The 15536-nt window shown below is 60.6% G+C and carries 16 protein-coding genes; 10 read left to right on the top strand and 6 right to left on the bottom strand.

From position 1 onward, the window contains the following. Positions 1-29: 29 nt before the first annotated feature. Complete coding sequence (locus JJQ51_RS27195; RefSeq protein WP_113351398.1) at positions 30-1283, top strand: aminopeptidase; 1254 nt, start codon at positions 30-32, stop codon at positions 1281-1283. Between the two features lie 73 nt (positions 1284-1356). Here the strand turns inward: JJQ51_RS27195 and JJQ51_RS27190 are convergent, their stop codons facing one another. Both JJQ51_RS27190 and xseA read right to left on the bottom strand, forming a co-directional pair. After that, positions 1357-1947 (bottom strand): NAD(P)H-dependent oxidoreductase, encoded by a 591-nt coding sequence (locus JJQ51_RS27190; RefSeq protein ID WP_113351399.1) that lies wholly within the window; start codon positions 1945-1947, stop codon positions 1357-1359. Beyond that, positions 1947-3563, bottom strand: a complete 1617-nt coding sequence (gene xseA, locus JJQ51_RS27185) for an exodeoxyribonuclease VII large subunit (protein ID WP_113351400.1) — start codon at positions 3561-3563, stop codon at positions 1947-1949. Before xseA ends, JJQ51_RS27190 begins: the two co-directional genes overlap by 1 nt. 237 nt (positions 3564-3800) lie before the next feature. Here xseA and JJQ51_RS27180 point away from each other — a divergent pair, with 237 nt between their 5' ends. After that, on the top strand, positions 3801-4028 hold the full coding sequence (locus JJQ51_RS27180) for a homogentisate export protein (protein ID WP_069611044.1): 228 nt from the start codon (positions 3801-3803) through the stop codon (positions 4026-4028). 89 nt (positions 4029-4117) lie between these two features. Here the strand turns inward: JJQ51_RS27180 and JJQ51_RS27175 are convergent, their stop codons facing one another. Beyond that, positions 4118-5956 carry a hypothetical protein gene (locus JJQ51_RS27175; protein WP_113351525.1) on the bottom strand — a complete coding sequence of 613 codons (1839 nt, stop codon included), beginning with the start codon at positions 5954-5956 and terminating at the stop codon, positions 4118-4120. A 239-nt stretch (positions 5957-6195) separates the two neighbouring features. Here JJQ51_RS27175 and JJQ51_RS27170 point away from each other — a divergent pair, with 239 nt between their 5' ends. Both JJQ51_RS27170 and JJQ51_RS27165 read left to right on the top strand, forming a co-directional pair. Next, a complete protein-coding gene (locus tag JJQ51_RS27170; protein ID WP_113351401.1) occupies positions 6196-7209 on the top strand; it encodes a glycosyltransferase in 1014 nt (337 codons plus the stop codon). Further along, a complete protein-coding gene (locus JJQ51_RS27165) occupies positions 7206-7592 on the top strand; it encodes a GtrA family protein (protein ID WP_113351402.1) in 387 nt (128 codons plus the stop codon). Before JJQ51_RS27170 ends, JJQ51_RS27165 begins: the two co-directional genes overlap by 4 nt. A 66-nt stretch (positions 7593-7658) precedes the next feature. Here the strand turns inward: JJQ51_RS27165 and JJQ51_RS27160 are convergent, their stop codons facing one another. Further along, a complete protein-coding gene (locus JJQ51_RS27160) occupies positions 7659-8645 on the bottom strand; it encodes a Gfo/Idh/MocA family protein (RefSeq protein ID WP_113351403.1) in 987 nt (328 codons plus the stop codon). A gap of 317 nt (positions 8646-8962) precedes the next feature. On the opposite strand from JJQ51_RS27160, the gene JJQ51_RS27155 reads away from it, so the two are divergent. From JJQ51_RS27155 to JJQ51_RS27140, 4 genes are all read left to right on the top strand, one after another. Beyond that, the gene (locus tag JJQ51_RS27155) at positions 8963-9532 is read left to right on the top strand and encodes an isochorismatase family protein (protein WP_113351404.1); all 570 of its coding nucleotides are present in this window, start codon (positions 8963-8965) and stop codon (positions 9530-9532) included. Continuing rightward, positions 9529-10527 carry a GlxA family transcriptional regulator gene (locus JJQ51_RS27150; RefSeq protein ID WP_113351405.1) on the top strand — a complete coding sequence of 333 codons (999 nt, stop codon included), beginning with the start codon at positions 9529-9531 and terminating at the stop codon, positions 10525-10527. The genes JJQ51_RS27155 and JJQ51_RS27150 overlap by 4 nt, the downstream gene beginning before the upstream one ends. A 104-nt stretch (positions 10528-10631) precedes the next feature. Then, positions 10632-11582, top strand: coding sequence for an aldo/keto reductase (locus tag JJQ51_RS27145; protein WP_113329880.1), 951 nt, complete (start codon positions 10632-10634; stop codon positions 11580-11582). Between the two features lie 13 nt (positions 11583-11595). Then, the gene (locus tag JJQ51_RS27140) at positions 11596-12039 is read left to right on the top strand and encodes a GNAT family N-acetyltransferase (RefSeq protein WP_113329879.1); all 444 of its coding nucleotides are present in this window, start codon (positions 11596-11598) and stop codon (positions 12037-12039) included. Here JJQ51_RS27140 and JJQ51_RS27135 read toward each other — a convergent pair. Further along, positions 12029-12646 carry a hypothetical protein gene (locus JJQ51_RS27135; RefSeq protein WP_113329878.1) on the bottom strand — a complete coding sequence of 206 codons (618 nt, stop codon included), beginning with the start codon at positions 12644-12646 and terminating at the stop codon, positions 12029-12031. The genes JJQ51_RS27140 and JJQ51_RS27135 overlap by 11 nt on opposite strands. A 165-nt stretch (positions 12647-12811) precedes the next feature. Between JJQ51_RS27135 and JJQ51_RS27130 the strand changes: the two genes are divergently transcribed. Then, positions 12812-13306, top strand: a complete 495-nt coding sequence (locus JJQ51_RS27130) for a YciE/YciF ferroxidase family protein (RefSeq protein WP_113329877.1) — start codon at positions 12812-12814, stop codon at positions 13304-13306. 75 nt (positions 13307-13381) lie between these two features. Here the strand turns inward: JJQ51_RS27130 and JJQ51_RS27125 are convergent, their stop codons facing one another. Then, positions 13382-14275: a LysR family transcriptional regulator gene (locus JJQ51_RS27125; protein WP_269245537.1), complete on the bottom strand. Its 894-nt coding sequence runs from the start codon at positions 14273-14275 to the stop codon at positions 13382-13384. Between the two features lie 131 nt (positions 14276-14406). Here JJQ51_RS27125 and JJQ51_RS27120 point away from each other — a divergent pair, with 131 nt between their 5' ends. Further along, a complete protein-coding gene (locus JJQ51_RS27120; RefSeq protein ID WP_269245536.1) occupies positions 14407-15402 on the top strand; it encodes an aldo/keto reductase in 996 nt (331 codons plus the stop codon). The last annotated feature ends 134 nt before the right edge of the window (positions 15403-15536 follow it).

The raw sequence follows: 15536 nt of genomic DNA, 5'->3' as shown, positions 1-15536 counted from the left end.
CTTTCGATAGCAAGCACGCAGGTTTTGCCATGACATCAGCCATTCCCAACCATCATCCCGTCGATCACGCCAAGCTGGAGAAGCTTGCGGAAGTAGCCGTAAGGGTCGGGTTGCAGCTGCAGGCAGGCCAGGATCTGCTGATAACGGCGCCAGTCGCGGCGATGCCGCTGGTTCGGCTGATCACGCGCGAAGCCTACAAGGCCGGCGCAGGCCTCGTCTCCACCTTCTATTCCGACGAAGAGACGACGCTCGCCCGCTACGAATACGGCCAGGATGCGAGCTTTGACCGCGCCGCCACATGGCTTTACGAAGGCATGGCCAAGGCCTTCTCCAACAACACGGCACGCCTCGCCATTGCCGGCGATAACCCGATGCTGCTGTCCACTCAGGACCCGAACAAGGTGGCGCGTGCCAACCGCGCCAATTCGGCCGCCTATAAGCCGGCGCTGGAAAAGATCTCGAATTTCGACACCAACTGGAACATCGTCTCCTACCCGAATCCCTCCTGGGCGAAGCTGGTCTTCCCGAATGATCCGGAGGCGATCGCGGTCGCAAAACTTGCCAAGGCGATCTTCTCTGCCTCGCGCGTCGATGTCGAAGATCCGATTGCTGCCTGGACGGAGCACAATGCCAATCTGCACAAGCGCTCGGCATGGATGAACGGCCAGCGCTTCGCCGCCCTGCATTTCCAGGGACCGGGCACGGATCTGACCGTCGGCCTCGCGGATGGCCATGAATGGCATGGCGGCGCCTCTACCGCCAAGAACGGCATCACCTGCAATCCGAACATCCCGACGGAAGAGGTCTTCACCACGCCGCATGCGCTGCGTGTCGAAGGTCATGTCTCCTCCACCAAGCCGCTTTCGCATCAGGGCACGCTCATCGACAATATTCAGGTGCGTTTCGAAGGCGGCCGGATCATCGAGGCCAAGGCGACGCGTGGCGAGGAAGTGCTGAACAAGGTGCTCGACACGGATGAAGGCGCGCGCCGGCTCGGCGAAGTGGCGCTGGTGCCGCATTCCTCGCCGATTTCGGCGAGCGGCATCCTGTTCTACAACACACTCTTCGACGAAAACGCCTCCTGCCACATCGCGCTCGGCCAGTGCTATTCCAAGTGCTTCATCGATGGCGCCAAGCTCAGCCAGGAGCAGATCAAGGCGCAGGGCGGCAATTCCAGCCTGATCCATATCGACTGGATGATCGGCTCCGATAAGGTCGATATCGACGGTATCAATGCCGATGGCTCGCGCGTGCCCGTCATGCGCAAGGGCGAGTGGGCATAACCCAATTCAGATATTCGAATGCGATCATGCCGCGGTATCCCTGCCGCGGCATTTTTTTGGCTGAATCGTAGGATCAGATCGTCGCCAGCGCTTTCCTGACGCGTTCGAGATGCGCCTTGCGCCCGGTTTCAGTCACGCGGTCCATGTCATGCAGCGTCAGCATGCGGAAATTCAGCCGCTTGGCGCAGAAGGCGGTGATGCCGCGCTTTAGCAGGCGCCGCACCGGATTGCCCATGTAGAGATGCACGATCCACCAGGGCGAGCCTGTCGTCGTCAGCGCCCAGAACAGGCGGATATTGGTGAGTTCAGGCACGATGCGCCCGCCGGCCGGATCATGAGTGAAGGCGACGCCGGGCGCAAAGGCGCGATCGAAGAAACCCTTGAGGATCGCCGGGAAATTGAACCACCATTGCGGAAAGACGAGGATCAGTCCCTCCGCTGCTCGTAGCCGCGCGACGATATCGCTGGCACCTGAGGCATCGTAAGGCTGGTCGAAATAGCCGCGCCGCTCGGCCTCGGACAGACGCGGATCGAAGCCCTCGCGATAGAGATCGAGTAGATCGACCTCATGCCCGCCGGCGACAAGCGTCTCCTGCGCAAGCTTTGCCACGGCGGCGGCAAAACTATCCTCCAGCGGATGGGCCAGCACCAGCAGGATACGCATCAGAAGAGGCTTCCCTGTTTCGGTGGCACGGCAGGCTCGGCCGGTTTGGTGGCGCGTTTCTTTACAGGTGATGTAGCCGATGGCGGCGTGGAAGAAGATGGCGGCGAGGCATCATCGCCAGTGACTGCCCCGATACGACCATCCGCGAACTCGATCGAGATCGCGGCACCGGTCGAAAGTGTTGCCGCCAGCGAAACCGGGCGGTCGTCCTCATCGCGCACGACAGCGTATCCGCGCTTCAAGACATTCTTGTAGGAAAGCGACTGGAGAATACGCTCCTGCGCCGTGAGTTCGCTGCGCGCTCGGGTCAGCTGATGGCGGATGGCCGTATCGGCATGACGGACGAGATTGCCGAGGCGATCGCGGGCCCTCCCCGTCTGTGCCTCAAGGCGCGATGGCAACGTGGCGAAGACGGCATCGGCGCGTTCGATGCGAGCACGGGACCGGTCAAGCATGCGCTCAATGGTCCGCTCCGCGCGGTTCATCCGTTCGCCCAGTTGCTGGCGGCGCTCGGCGATCCTGTTCGACAGGATATCAGGGCGGAGGTGCGAGGCCGTGCGTTCGAAGGAACGGCGCTTGTTCAGCGTGTTCAGCTCCAATCCGCGGCCAAGGCCGGCGGCGACCTCATCGAAGCGGCGGCGGGGCAGAGCCAGGATTTGGTCGAGGGAAGGCAAAGCGCGCAACAGCGCACGAACCGCCTGCCGCCGCTGGTCCATCTGCCTCGTCATTCCCCCCTGCAGCCGGGCAGCAAGGCTTGCAAGCTGCGCCTCAAGTTCCGCTTTGACCGGCACGGCCATTTCCGCCGCACCCGTGGGCGTCGGGGCGCGCACGTCGGCGGCGTAGTCGATCAAGGTCCAGTCTGTCTCGTGGCCGACGGCCGAGATCAGCGGGATATCGCTACCTGCGGCGGCACGAACGACCGCCTCATCGTTAAAACTCCAGAGATCTTCGAGGCTGCCGCCGCCGCGCGCGACAATCAGCACATCGGGGCGCGGGATGGGGCCACCGGGCGCAAATTCGTTGAAGCCGCGAACGGCGTTCGCCACCTCATCGCCAGAGCCATCTCCCTGTACCTTCACCGGCCAGACCAGTACATGTACGGGGAAGCGATCGGAGATGCGATGCAGGATATCGCGGATGACGGCGCCGGTCGGCGACGTAACCACGCCGATCACCTTGGGCATGAAAGGCAGCCGGCGCTTGCGCTCGGGATCGAACAGGCCTTCGGCAGCAAGCTTGCGCTTGCGTTCCTCCAAAAGCGCCATCAAGGCACCGGCGCCGGCGGGCTCCAAGGTTTCGATGACGATCTGATATTTCGACGATCCAGGGAAGGTCGTCACCTTGCCTGTTGCAATGACCTCCATTCCCTCTTCAGGGCGGAATTTCAGCTTGGAAAATGTGCCTTTCCAGATCACCGCATCGATACGCGCGCGATCATCCTTCAGCGAGAAGTAGGCATGGCCCGAGGAATGCGGCCCACGATAGCCGGAGATTTCCCCGCGCACACGCACCTGGTCGAACGCATTCTCGACCGTGCGTTTGATCGATCCGGATAGTTCCGAGACGGAGTATTCCGTCAGGTTCGAAGGCGAATCATTCTCAAAAAAGCTGCTCATGTCCCCCTTCTACCCGATGTCGCGGTAAATGCGGAGCCTGCTTCATACCGCTTAAGTCTGAATCGATCGAAAGACGGGATTGTGCGCATACTTGAGATGCTTCCGCCTCCTTGCATGTCTCACAAAGGGCGCGGAGCCTATTGCTTCATCAAGCGTTAACCCTGCTGACAAAGGCTTTCTTAGCCATCTGCGCGTAAACCTGTGCAAACTGATTCTTGGTAAAGAGGATATGGAGCGATGATATTCGCGACCGCCACGATCATCGGAATTGCCGCCGGCCTGCAGCGCTCGACGATCGGCGCGCTGCTCGGCGTGGCACTCGTGAGCATCGCTTTCATGGCCGCCGTCGCCACATCGATCGTTCCGCCGCCGCTGACGACGCTGTTCATCGCGCTCGGCGGCTACAATCTCGGCTTCATCGGTTACCTCGTCACCATCGACATGGTGGAGCATCGCCGCGCTTAAAAGCAATGTCAGGAAGTGTTTGGCGATTTCGCCAATTTAAGTGTCGCGGAGTGATTCAAAGAATCCAGGAGGAGCTGAAACGCTCCAAATCAATCCTGCGGCTTGACGCGGAAGAACTGCACATCCGATTCCGCCGGCGCCGCAATCGGCTCCAGATAGACCGGGATATGCCCGGCAGTCAGCTGCGCATAAAGCCCCTTCGGCGCCCGCTCACTCACTAACTCCACCTGGGGATCCCCCTTACAGAAGGCGACAATCGTCACCTTTGCCTCATGCAGAAGCGCTTCCGCCCGTTGCGGCTCTGCAAGACCGATATGCAGCTCGGCCAGCATTCCGTCGGGATCGCGATGATAAGGACCGGAAAGGGTACGGTGCGGCGTGAAGCGCAGAAGCGGCGCTCCCATATTGGAGGCCGCCGCGACGACGCCCGGCTCGAGACCCGCAATCGGTGCCAGGGCCTGCCTGGAGGCACAATTGGCAGTCTCCTCCGCCTTGACCGGCGCTGCGACCATAAAACCATTGACGACCCCCTTGCTTGCAAGCGCGCCGCCGACGGCCCAAACGGCTGGGACAGAGGCCAATAGCGTCCCTGCGTAGAGCAGGATCGAACGCAGATTTCTGGGATCGGCCATGTAGTCTTTTCGCAATTCGGCAATCAACAACGCCAATGGCGGAATGGCCAGGAGATTGGCAAATTCGGCGCCACGCACCTGCACCAGCGTGATCACCCAATTGATCGCGATCAATGCCATCAGCATTGCATGGAGGCTCGCGCGGTTGCCCCGCAGGATACGAAAGCCGCAGACGAGCATCGCCAGAAGACCCGTTGCGTAGAAAACGCCGAGCGTATCGGGCTGTTGGTGGGCTACGGAGATAATCGATTGCGCCTCGCTCACTCTGCTGAGCCAGAGATCCACCAGCATGGGATCCAGATCGGAAAGTGGATTGCGCAGGCATTGCGGCGCGAGGGCCACAGTCGTGGCAAACACGAATGCGCCGTTGGCCGCGAGAATTGCAATGCGCCAGGGGCGGGAGAGATGGCTGGCAAAAAGGGACGACAGGAGAAACCCGACGCAGCCGGCGCTGGTAATGCCATAAAAGCCGAGCGAGAGATTGTCGCATGTGACCATCGAATAAAGGCGCGGCGGCACCAGCGAAAAGAAGGCGGCGCTGACGGCAACCGTCAACGTCAGCGCAAAAGCTTTTGCAGCGGGTGCGAATATCTCGCCTTTCCAAGCCCACAAACAGGCAACGGACATGCAGGCGATCGCGACAAAGGGCGTCGTCTCTGCGCCGATACCGAGCTGAACGGCGAGGACGATGGCAGCGATTGCAAAGTTGCGAGGCCTGTAACTTTCGTCGACCAGCATTGCGACAGTGAGTGCGACGAGGCCGAGCTGGACATTATCGTGATCGATGGAGCCCGGCACGAAGCGCGGCGAGAGCAGGACGAAGAGTGCCGTCAGGATCAGCGAGAAGTGCATGCCCTGCAGACCGGCGATTCGCCTGCCCGCAAGACCCATGAAGAACATCAGCGGCAGGACGAGCATCAGCGGCCAGACGGTCAGTGCCGCCGCCTCGGCGCTTTCCGGTGAAAGGAACATTCGGAAGAAGAGGATGAGGCTTGCAATCGGCAGATCGATGAAGCGCGACCAGTGCATCAGCGTCCCGCCCGCAAGGCCGAGACGGTACTGCATCATGTCGAACCAGCCCTGGCCGGCGAGAAAATCGCGCACTTCGACAAGGCGCATGGCGTCGTCATTATCCGGCCCGACATAGTCCGTGAGGTTGCGATGAATGATGAGCTGCGCGACGATGACAATGGCGGCATAGACGAGCGCAGCGAAAGCAGGATGAGACCAGCGCATGGGCGCCTTCTTCTCTGCCGTTCCGGCTGCCTCGGGCGGCATTGCCAGCGTTTGCGCCATCTCGGTGAACCCCATGTTGAAAGGATAGTCGGGGCGATACGCTAACGGTTGCCGATCAAAAAAAAGTAAAGCTGCTGCCTTCAGCCGCTTTCATCACGAGAATGTTTTTCACAACGCCGGTACCCCGCCTTTTTTATTTCGCAGCCATAGGGTCTTATTAACAGCCAGCGGGATAAGCTCTCGTCCGGATCGTCAATCGGGCCTCGACTTGACTTCACACGCAGCAACCGGCCAAGACCATGTGGAATGAGAAGCTGAACATCGCTGTCCTCCTGCCCTGCTACAACGAAGCCGCAACGATCGGCGAGGTCGTGCGCGGCTTCCGCAAGGCACTGCCGCAGGCCGCGATCTATGTCTACGACAATAATTCGACTGACGGCACCGCGCTGCATGCCATGCTCGCCGGCGCAACCGTCGTGCGCGAGCGTCGGCAGGGCAAGGGACATGTGGTGCGCCGCATGTTCGCCGATATCGAAGCCGACATCTATCTGATAGCCGACGGCGACGGAACCTATGCGCCGGAGGACGGAGAAGAGCTGATCCGCACGCTGCTGACCGAGGGATCGGATATGGTGGTCGGTACGCGACGCAACGTGCATAATGATGCAGGCAGGCAGGGACACGCCTTCGGCAACCGCATTTTCAACTGGCTCTATCGCACCATATTCGGTGCCGATTTCACGGATATCTTTTCCGGCTACCGCGCCTTCTCGCGTCGCTTCGTCAAAAGTTTTCCGGCCGTTTCGGGCGGCTTTGAAATCGAGACCGAGATGTCGGTGCATGCCTCCAGGCTGAAGCTGCCTGTGAGCGAACTGGAACTCGATTACGGACGGCGGCCGGAAGGCTCGCATTCAAAGCTTTCCACCTTCCGCGACGGTGGCAAGATCCTCTGGATGTTCGCCATGCTGATGAAGGAAACACGGCCTTTCGCCTTCTTTGGCATCCTGAGCGCCATTGCCATGGAGCTCAGCATCGGCTTCTCCATCCCGGTCTTCATCGAGTATTTCGAAACCGGACAGGTATTGCGTATGCCGAGTTGGATGCTCTCCCTGGCACTGACAATGATCGCCTTCATGCTGTTTACGGCCGGTATCATCCTCGATTCCGTGGCACGCGCCCGCGCCGAACAGCTGCGCATCCACTATATGAGCCTGCCGAAGCCTTCCTCGCGCGAAAGCGGCAATGACAGGACGGTTTACATGGCTGAGATCGACAAACCGGCAAGCCGGAAGAAAAGGGCCAAGGCTGCATGAAGAAGCTCTTTCGCTTCCTGATCGCCGGCAGCGTCGGCTTCGTCGTCGATGCCGGCGTGCTGCATCTGCTGCTGTGGTTCACACCTTTCGGCCCCTTCGTCGGCCGTGCCATTTCGATCCCGAGTGCGCTGCTTGCCACCTGGTTTATCAACCGCAACTTCACCTTCGGCCGGTCCAACCGGTCGCTGGCAGCCGAAGGCTTCCGCTACGGTTCGGTCGGCTTGACCTCGGCCCTGCTGAACTACGCCCTTTTCAGCTCTTTGCTAATGACCGAGCCGTCATTAAGACCGATCATTGCGCTGACGCTGGCATCAGCGGCGGCAACGGCGTTCAGCTTCTTCGGCTATTCACGCTTCGTTTTCCGCCACCGGCAAAGTCCCTGAAGCAATTCCAGGAAAAGTGTGCAGCGGTTTTCCGCCCGGAATTGCGCCAGAAAATAAGGAACATCCTCAGACCGGCTCCCAGCCATCCTTCTCGCTGGCGCGGTAGATGGCGTCGATGACCTTCTGGTTGAGTTTCGAACTTTCCAGCGACACGACCTCTGCGCCTTGACCAAGCGCAGCAGAGGCGAAGGCCTCAGCCTCGCGCCTGTACTGGCGGCTGTCTGGGAAACGGAAAATCTGCGATTCCGAATGGCCGCGATTGGTTAGTTCCAGCTCTTCCGCGCCGTAACGGTCGGCATTGAAAGGCGACTTCACCTCGATGAAGCCTTCCGTGCCGTGGAAGACCATGACCTGGCGATTGGCCATTTGGGTCGAGATGTAGAAGGTCAGCTCGAAGTCGCCGAAATCTGCCTTGACGCTGGAATAGATGTCTGTGCCGAATTCCGGGTCGCGCTCCGTCACCGCCTGAATACGCAGGGGTTCGCGGCCCGTGACGAAGCGGGTGCTGATCGTCGGGTAGACCCCGATATCGGGCAGACCACCGCCGCCAAGCGCAGGAATGTTGCGCATGTTGCCGGCGTCGCGGTTGAAATAGGTGAAGGCGCCCTGGATGTGGCGCAGGCGGCCGATGGCACCGTCCACCAGCAGCGAGCGAACCTTCCGCCAGACCGGCGCATAGGTGACCATATAGGCTTCCGTCACCAGCACCTTGTTGCGATCGCGCGCGGCGATCAGGCTGTCGATCTCATCCGCCTTGAGGGCGATCGGCTTTTCGCAGAGCACGTGTTTGCCGGCATCGGCAGCCTTGATCGTCCATTCGACATGCTGCGAGGTCGGCAGCGGGATATAGACGGCATCGATCGTGTCGGAGGCAAGCATCTCCTCATAGGAGCCGAAAGCATGCGGCACGGAGAAGCGGTCTGCCATCTGCCGAGCGCGGGCGAGATCACGGCTGGCTATCGCCGTCACAACGCAGTTTTCCGCATCCTGAATGGCGGGCACGACCAGATCGCGGCCGATTTTGGCCGTCGACAGAATTCCGAAGCGCAGCATGATCTCTCTCCTGAAGCATTGTCCCGAAGCAGACGGCCGCATGGCGATGATCGCAACACGGGCTTTCCGGCGGGATCCTTTGTGAACACGGTGGGGTAAAGCGAAACGGGGCATTCCGCTCTGAACGAAATCGACGCCAATCTTATTCGGCCCCTGCCGAAGGCGCAACGCCCGAGACGGCCCGCAGGCGCGAACCCGAGGACATAAGGACCATCTCACCATGTCCGTATTTGTCCCTTTTCTGTCTGCCAGATGGCTTTCGAAGCTTTCAAGCGACGCCTAATCTCGGCTATCCTTCAAGCACAGGAGATACGAAAATGTCCCATGCGGATACCGCACTGCTCGTCATCGATGTCCAGGAATCCTTTCGCCAGCGTCCCTACTGGAGAACGGACGACCTGCCGGTCTTTACCGACCGCCTGCAGGCGCTGATCAATGGCGCCAAGGCGAAAGGCATTCCCGTCGTCCAGATCTTCCATGTCGAGGACAGCGACGCGCATTTCAGCCTGAAGAGCGGCTATGTGCGCAAGCTCGATGAGATCTCGCTGGAGGCCGATGCCGTCTTCCACAAACGCCGCCATTCGGCGCTCGTCGGCTCCGGTCTCGATGTCTGGCTGGTGGCAAACGGCATTCGCAAGGTGATCGTCTCGGGTATCCGTACCGAGCAATGCTGCGAGACGACGACCCGGCACGCCTCCGATCTCGGCTATGAGGTCGACTATGTCACCGAGGCGACGCTGACCTTCCCGATGACGCATGCCTCGGGCACGGTCTTCAGCGTCGACGATATCAAGAAGCGCAGCGAACTGGTGCTATCGGGCCGTTTCGCCCGTATCGCAACGGTCGAAGAGGCGCTCGCTGATGCAACGATTCTGAATGCCGCATGACCCAAAGCGACCGGCGCCTCCATCGGCGGATCATTCCTGTCTACGTGCTTCTGCCGCCCTATACGTTGCTGATGGACGTGGCCGGGCCGGTGGAGGTTTTGCGCCGCGCCAATATCGAACAGGACGACGTCCTGTTCGATTATCAGTTCATCGCTGCCCAGCCGTCACAGACGACTTCGGTCGGGCTGACGCTTGCCGATCTCAGGCCGTTGCCGGATCACATTCCTGATGGCGCCTATGTCATCCTGTCCGGCAGCGTCACGCCGCCCGACGATGCCGAGGATATAGAGCCGGAGCTAGCCACGCTCGCGGCGTGGCTGAAAAGCGCGATCCGTCCGGGCATTACCCTCGTCACCATCTGCTCCGGAGCCGTGCTCGCCGCCCGCGCCGGGCTGATGGACGGCTATGCCTGCACCACACATGCCGCCTGTCTCGACGAAGTCAGGGAATTCGCTCCGACGGCCAGGGTTCTCGACAACCGGCTCTACGTCGAAGACCGCGATCGCTATTCTAGCGCCGGCATCACCACAGGCACCGATCTGATGCTGCATCTCGCCTCCAAGCTGACTTCACCGATGACGGCTCTGACCATTGCCCGGCACATGGTCGTCTATATGCGCAGGACCGGCAGCGAGCCGCAGCTCTCGCCCTGGCTCAGCGGCCGTAATCACGTCCACCCCGCCATCCATCGCGTTCAGGATGCGATCATGGCCGATCCGGCCCACGGCTGGTCGCTTGCCGAGCTTGCGGGCATCGGCGCAATGAGCGCACGGCATATTTCGCGGCTGTTTCAGGAGCATGCCGGCCTGTCGGTGACGGCCTATGTCAATCTGATGCGCGTGACGCTGGCCCGCGACGTACTTGCCAATTCGCGGCTGGATATGGAGCGCGTGGCGGAAAAATCCGGCTTCGCCTCGCCGCGGCATATGCGGCGCGTCTGGTCGAAATACAACGCGCTGCCGCCCAGCCACTATCGGCGCTCGACGACGGAATAAAGAAATTGTGTGTGGTCTTCGCCGAGAAAGGCCGATAGCCTGCCTTGTCCCTTCCTCCGGCGTCCGCTCGCCGGTTTACCTTTCAAATGACCTGGAGAAATAGCATGGACACGCGCAAGCTTGGACGAACCGATCTGTTTGTCGCCCCCATCGTTTTCGGCGGCAACGTCTTTGGCTGGACGGCCGATGAGAAAACCTCCTACGCACTGCTCGATGCTTTCTTCGATGCCGGCTTCAACACGATCGACACGGCCGATGTCTATTCCCGCTGGGTCCCCGGCAACAAGGGCGGCGATTCCGAGGAGATCATCGGCAAGTGGCTGAAGCAGGGCCGCGTTTCGCGCGACAAGGCCATCATCATCACCAAGGTCGGATCGGAGATGGGGCCGGGCAAGAAAGGCCTCAAGGCCGGCTATATCATCGAGGCGGCCGAGGCTTCTCTGAAGCGGCTGCAGACCGATCACATCGACCTTTATCTCTCGCACTGGCCGGACCCCGAGACGCCGCATGAGGAATCGCTCGCCGCCTATGCCAAGCTGAAGGAACAGGGCAAGATCCGCCATGTCGGCTGCTCGAACCTCGATGCGACGCAGCTCCAGGCTTCGCTCGATGCTGCCGCAAAGGCCGGCTTGCCTCGCTACGACGTGCTGCAGCCGGAATATAACCTCTACGCCCGCGACAGCTTCGAAGGTCCGCTTGCGGATCTCTGCGTCAAGGAAGAGATCGGCGTCATCACCTATTTCAGCCTCGCGGCCGGCTTCCTGACCGGCAAGTACCGCACCAAGGCGGATACGGAGGGACGGGCACGCGAGAACCGGGTTGCCGCCTATTTCGACGACAAGGGCCTGCGCATCCTCGCAGCCCTCGACAAGGTTTCAGCCGAAACCGGCGCCAAGCCCGCCGAGATCGCGCTTGCCTGGCTCTTGCGCAAGCGCGGCGTCACCGCCCCGATCGCCAGCGCCACCAGCCTCGGCCAGCTTGACGCGCTCATCAATTCGGCAAAGCTTTCGCTTTCCGATGACGCCATGCGTCTGCTCGACGCAGCCGGCGAATAAGAAAGGCAGGCCTATGACCGTGACGATCCGCGACGCCAGACCCGAAGACGAAGCCCGTTGGCGCGCGCTTTGGGACGGCTATCTGGCCTTCTACGGCGTCACCGTCGCGCCTGATATCACCGATGCGACATGGCGCCGGGTCTTCGATCCGGCGTCGGCGATCTTCATGCGCGTGGCCGAGGTCGATGGCGAAGTGAAGGGCTTTACCCTCAGCCTCACGCATGAAGGCACATGGGTGCGCGCGCCCGACTGCTATCTGGAAGATCTATTCGTCGATGAAAGTGCCAGAGGCCACGGCGTCGGCCGGGCGCTCTTGGACGATCTCGTCGCGCTCTGCAAGACGAATGGCTGGGCACGTCTCTACTGGCATACCGAGGAAAGCAATGCGACCGCCCGCAAGCTCTACGACACCTATGTCGAGAGCGACGGGCATATTCGCTATCGCATCAGCTTCTGAGCTTAGGAAAGCCCTCGTAATGGGCGGAATGATCGCCCTCCCAATTGGCCATGCCCGGTTTGGTCAGCATGCCGCGCGGGCTGACAAAGCTTTGAATAGTCCGCTTGGGCCGCTCGTGCCACTGGATGTTGAAGGCCCAGAGCTTCGGGAAGAAGCAGAGCGATGCATAGGGCAGATGGTCGTGGATCCACCAGGCGAGCCTCTGCCAATCGCCCTCGTGACTATGGTGATCGATCAGCCAGGGCACGACGATGCAGACGGCCGCGCCCATGCAGCCATCGAGATCGCGCATATCCCAGATGTGGTGCGCGGCGGTATGGGGATTGGTCGAGCAGTTCAATCCATTCCTGTTACCGAAGGCATTGACCTCGGGTGAGCGATAGCCGGAACGGATATGTAGCCGGCCAAATGTCGCCTCCAGCGGTTCCAGCAATTCCTCGCAAAGCCGGCGTCCGGCCTCGATCGCCAGATCGGGATCTTCCGGGATGTTGGAAATGCGATAGAAATCCGCAATTTCCGAATGCAGGAAATCGCGAAAGAAGAAATTCTTCGACAGCCTGATGCGGCCGAGATCCTCAAGCCCCTTCATCGATCCCGGTTTTCTCATAGTGCGCTTCCCTCCTCGATCGGCATGGCCAACTCAGACGATTTTCGCCCTGGCTACCACCCGAATCCGTCAGCAACGGGAACAATTCATCCTGCACCGGCTTCTGTAGGGGTCGCCAAAGGCGGCTATCGCTTAGATAGGCAATCCCGAAGATGGAGAGAAACAATGCCGAAGGACAAGACGCTGGAAGATCTTTTCTACGATACGCTGAAGGACATCTACTTTGCCGAAAGGCAGATCGTCCGGGCGCTGCCCAAAATGGCGCGCGCCGCTCAATCGCCCGATCTCAAGGCCGGCTTCGAAAAGCACCTGCAGGAAACCGAGGGACATGTCGAACGCCTGCAACAGGTCTTCGAACTGATCGGCAAGCGCGCACAGGGCAAGACCTGCGAAGCCATTCAAGGAATCATCGCGGAAGGCGAGGAGATCATCGATGAATTCAAGGGAACACCGGCTCTCGATGCCGGGCTGATTTCCGCGGCGCAGGCCGTCGAACACTATGAGATCGCCCGTTACGGCACGCTGCGGACCTGGGCGAATACGCTCGGCCAGCAGCAGGTGGTCAAGCTGCTCGACCAGACGCTGCAGGAAGAGGGCAATGCCGATAAGACCCTCTCGAAGCTGGCGACGACCGCCGCCAACCAAAAAGCCGCGGCTTGACCGCCGATACCGGGCCAATCAGGGAAGAGCGGCGGGCCACGCTCGGCCGCCCTTCTCCATCCATCCCCGGTATGGCTATGGCCCGCTATATCTGAAGAAATCGATGAAAGCTCTGAGGGCCGGGCGCATCTGGCGGCGGCTCGGATAATAGATGCAGAAGCCCGGATAGGGCGGACACCAGTCCTCGAGCACGCGGATGAGCTTGCCTTCCGCCAGTTCCTGCTGCACGCGAATGTCGAAGAGATAGGCAAGGCCGGCGCCATTGAGGGCGGCCAAAACGCCGAGCCGATCCTCGATCACGATCAGGGGGCCATCGACGGCAACGACCAGTTCGCGGCCGTCTTTCTCGAATTCCCAGCGATAGATCGAGCCATCGGTAAATCGCCGCTTGATGCAGCGGTGGTGGACGAGATCGCGTGGATGCAGCGGCTTCGGATGCTTCTCGAAATAGGCAGGCGACCCGGCGATGACCGTGCGTATGTCAGGCGAGACCTTCACCGCGATCATATCGCCTTCGATACTCTCCGCCAGCCGGATGCCGGCATCGTAGCCTTCCTTGACGATATTGCTGAAGCCATCCTCGTTGGCGATCTCGAGCGTGATATCGGGATAGGTGTTGAGGAAATCGCCAAGCCGAGGTGCCATCAGGAGGTCAGAGGCAAAACGCGGCGCGGTGATGCGCAACGTCCCCGCCGGGCGGCCTCGGGTCGCAAGCGCATCCTCCAGCGCGATATCGATTTCCTCCAGGGCCGGCCCCAGCCGTTGCAATAGCGCCTGCCCCTCCTCGGTCGGAAGCACGCTGCGTGTGGTGCGGGCAAGCAGCCGCACGCCGAGGCTTTCCTCAAGGCTGGAGACGGCGTGGCTGACCGCCGATGGCGCAATCGACAATTCCTTGCCGGCGGCACGGAAGCTGCGATGGGCGGCGACGGCGGCAATAACCGCAAGCTGAGAGAGTTGTGTTCTGTTCATTGATCTAAATTATAGAACAACCTGTAAGAATTTGCATGGATTTTCATTCATTGTCCGGAACCCTAACTTGAACTCGTAGGCAGCGGACACGAGCCCCTGTCGCTCCCATACGTCTCAAGAAGGAATACATCATGAAAACCCGCAGGCTAGGTAAGGATCTCACCGTTTCCGCCGTTGGACTGGGCTGCATGGGCATGAGCTTTGCCTATGGCGCCACTGACGAGACCGAATCCGTCAAGACGCTCCATCGCGCCGTCGATCTCGGCGTCACCTTTTTCGACACCGCCGAGGTCTACGGCCCCTTCACCAATGAAGAGCTGCTCGGCCGCACGCTGAAGTCTGTGCGTGACCGCGTTGTCATCGCCACCAAATTCGGTTTCAAGCTCGATCTCACGAAAAGTGGCCCGGCGGCGATGATCGGCGTCGACAGCCGGCCCGAGCATGTCAAGGAAGTCGCCGAAGCTTCCCTTAAGCGACTTGGCACGGATGTCATCGACCTCTTCTACCAGCATCGCGTCGACCCGAATGTGCCGATCGAAGATACGGTCGGCGCCATGGCGGAGCTTGTGAAAGAGGGCAAGGTGCGCACACTCGGCCTATCCGAAGCCGGCTCTGCCACCATCCGCCGCGCCCATGCCGTACATCCGATCGCTGCAGTGCAGAGCGAATATTCGCTCTGGAGCCGCGATCCCGAGGAAGACGTGCTCGCCACCTGCCGCGAACTCGGCATCGGCTTCGTGCCCTACAGCCCGCTTGGCCGCGGCTTCCTGACCGGAGCGATCCACAAGACGGAGGATCTCGCGGCCGACGACTTCCGCCGCTCGCTGCCACGCTTCCAGAGCGAGAATTTCGATGCCAACGCGGCCCTGGTCGCAAGGCTTCAAGCTCTTGCCGAAGAAAAGAATGTCACGGCGGCACAACTGGCGCTCGCATGGGTGCTGCATCAGGGCGACGACATCGTGCCGATCCCCGGCGCTCGCAAGCTGCACCATCTCGAGCAGAATGCCGCGGCTGCCGATATCGTCCTTTCCGCGCAAGAGGTGAAGGAACTCGGCGATATCATCAAGCCCGAGATCGTCGTCGGAAAGCGGTATACAGATGCCGCGTTGGCCTTGACGAATATATGACAAACGGACTGCTCCTTCTGCCCACGCGAAGACATCGGCCGAAAAGGCCGGTGTCATTTTGAGACCGAAAAGAAAAGTGAAGAATCGCAGAGAGGGTGACCGAACATGCGAATCGCCTGAATTGCAAGCTTTTT

The sequence above is a fragment of the Rhizobium sp. AG207R genome, from assembly GCF_027109195.1.
Lineage (GTDB): Bacteria > Pseudomonadota > Alphaproteobacteria > Rhizobiales > Rhizobiaceae > Rhizobium > Rhizobium dioscoreae.
This window is presented reverse-complemented; position numbering and strand designations above follow the sequence as displayed.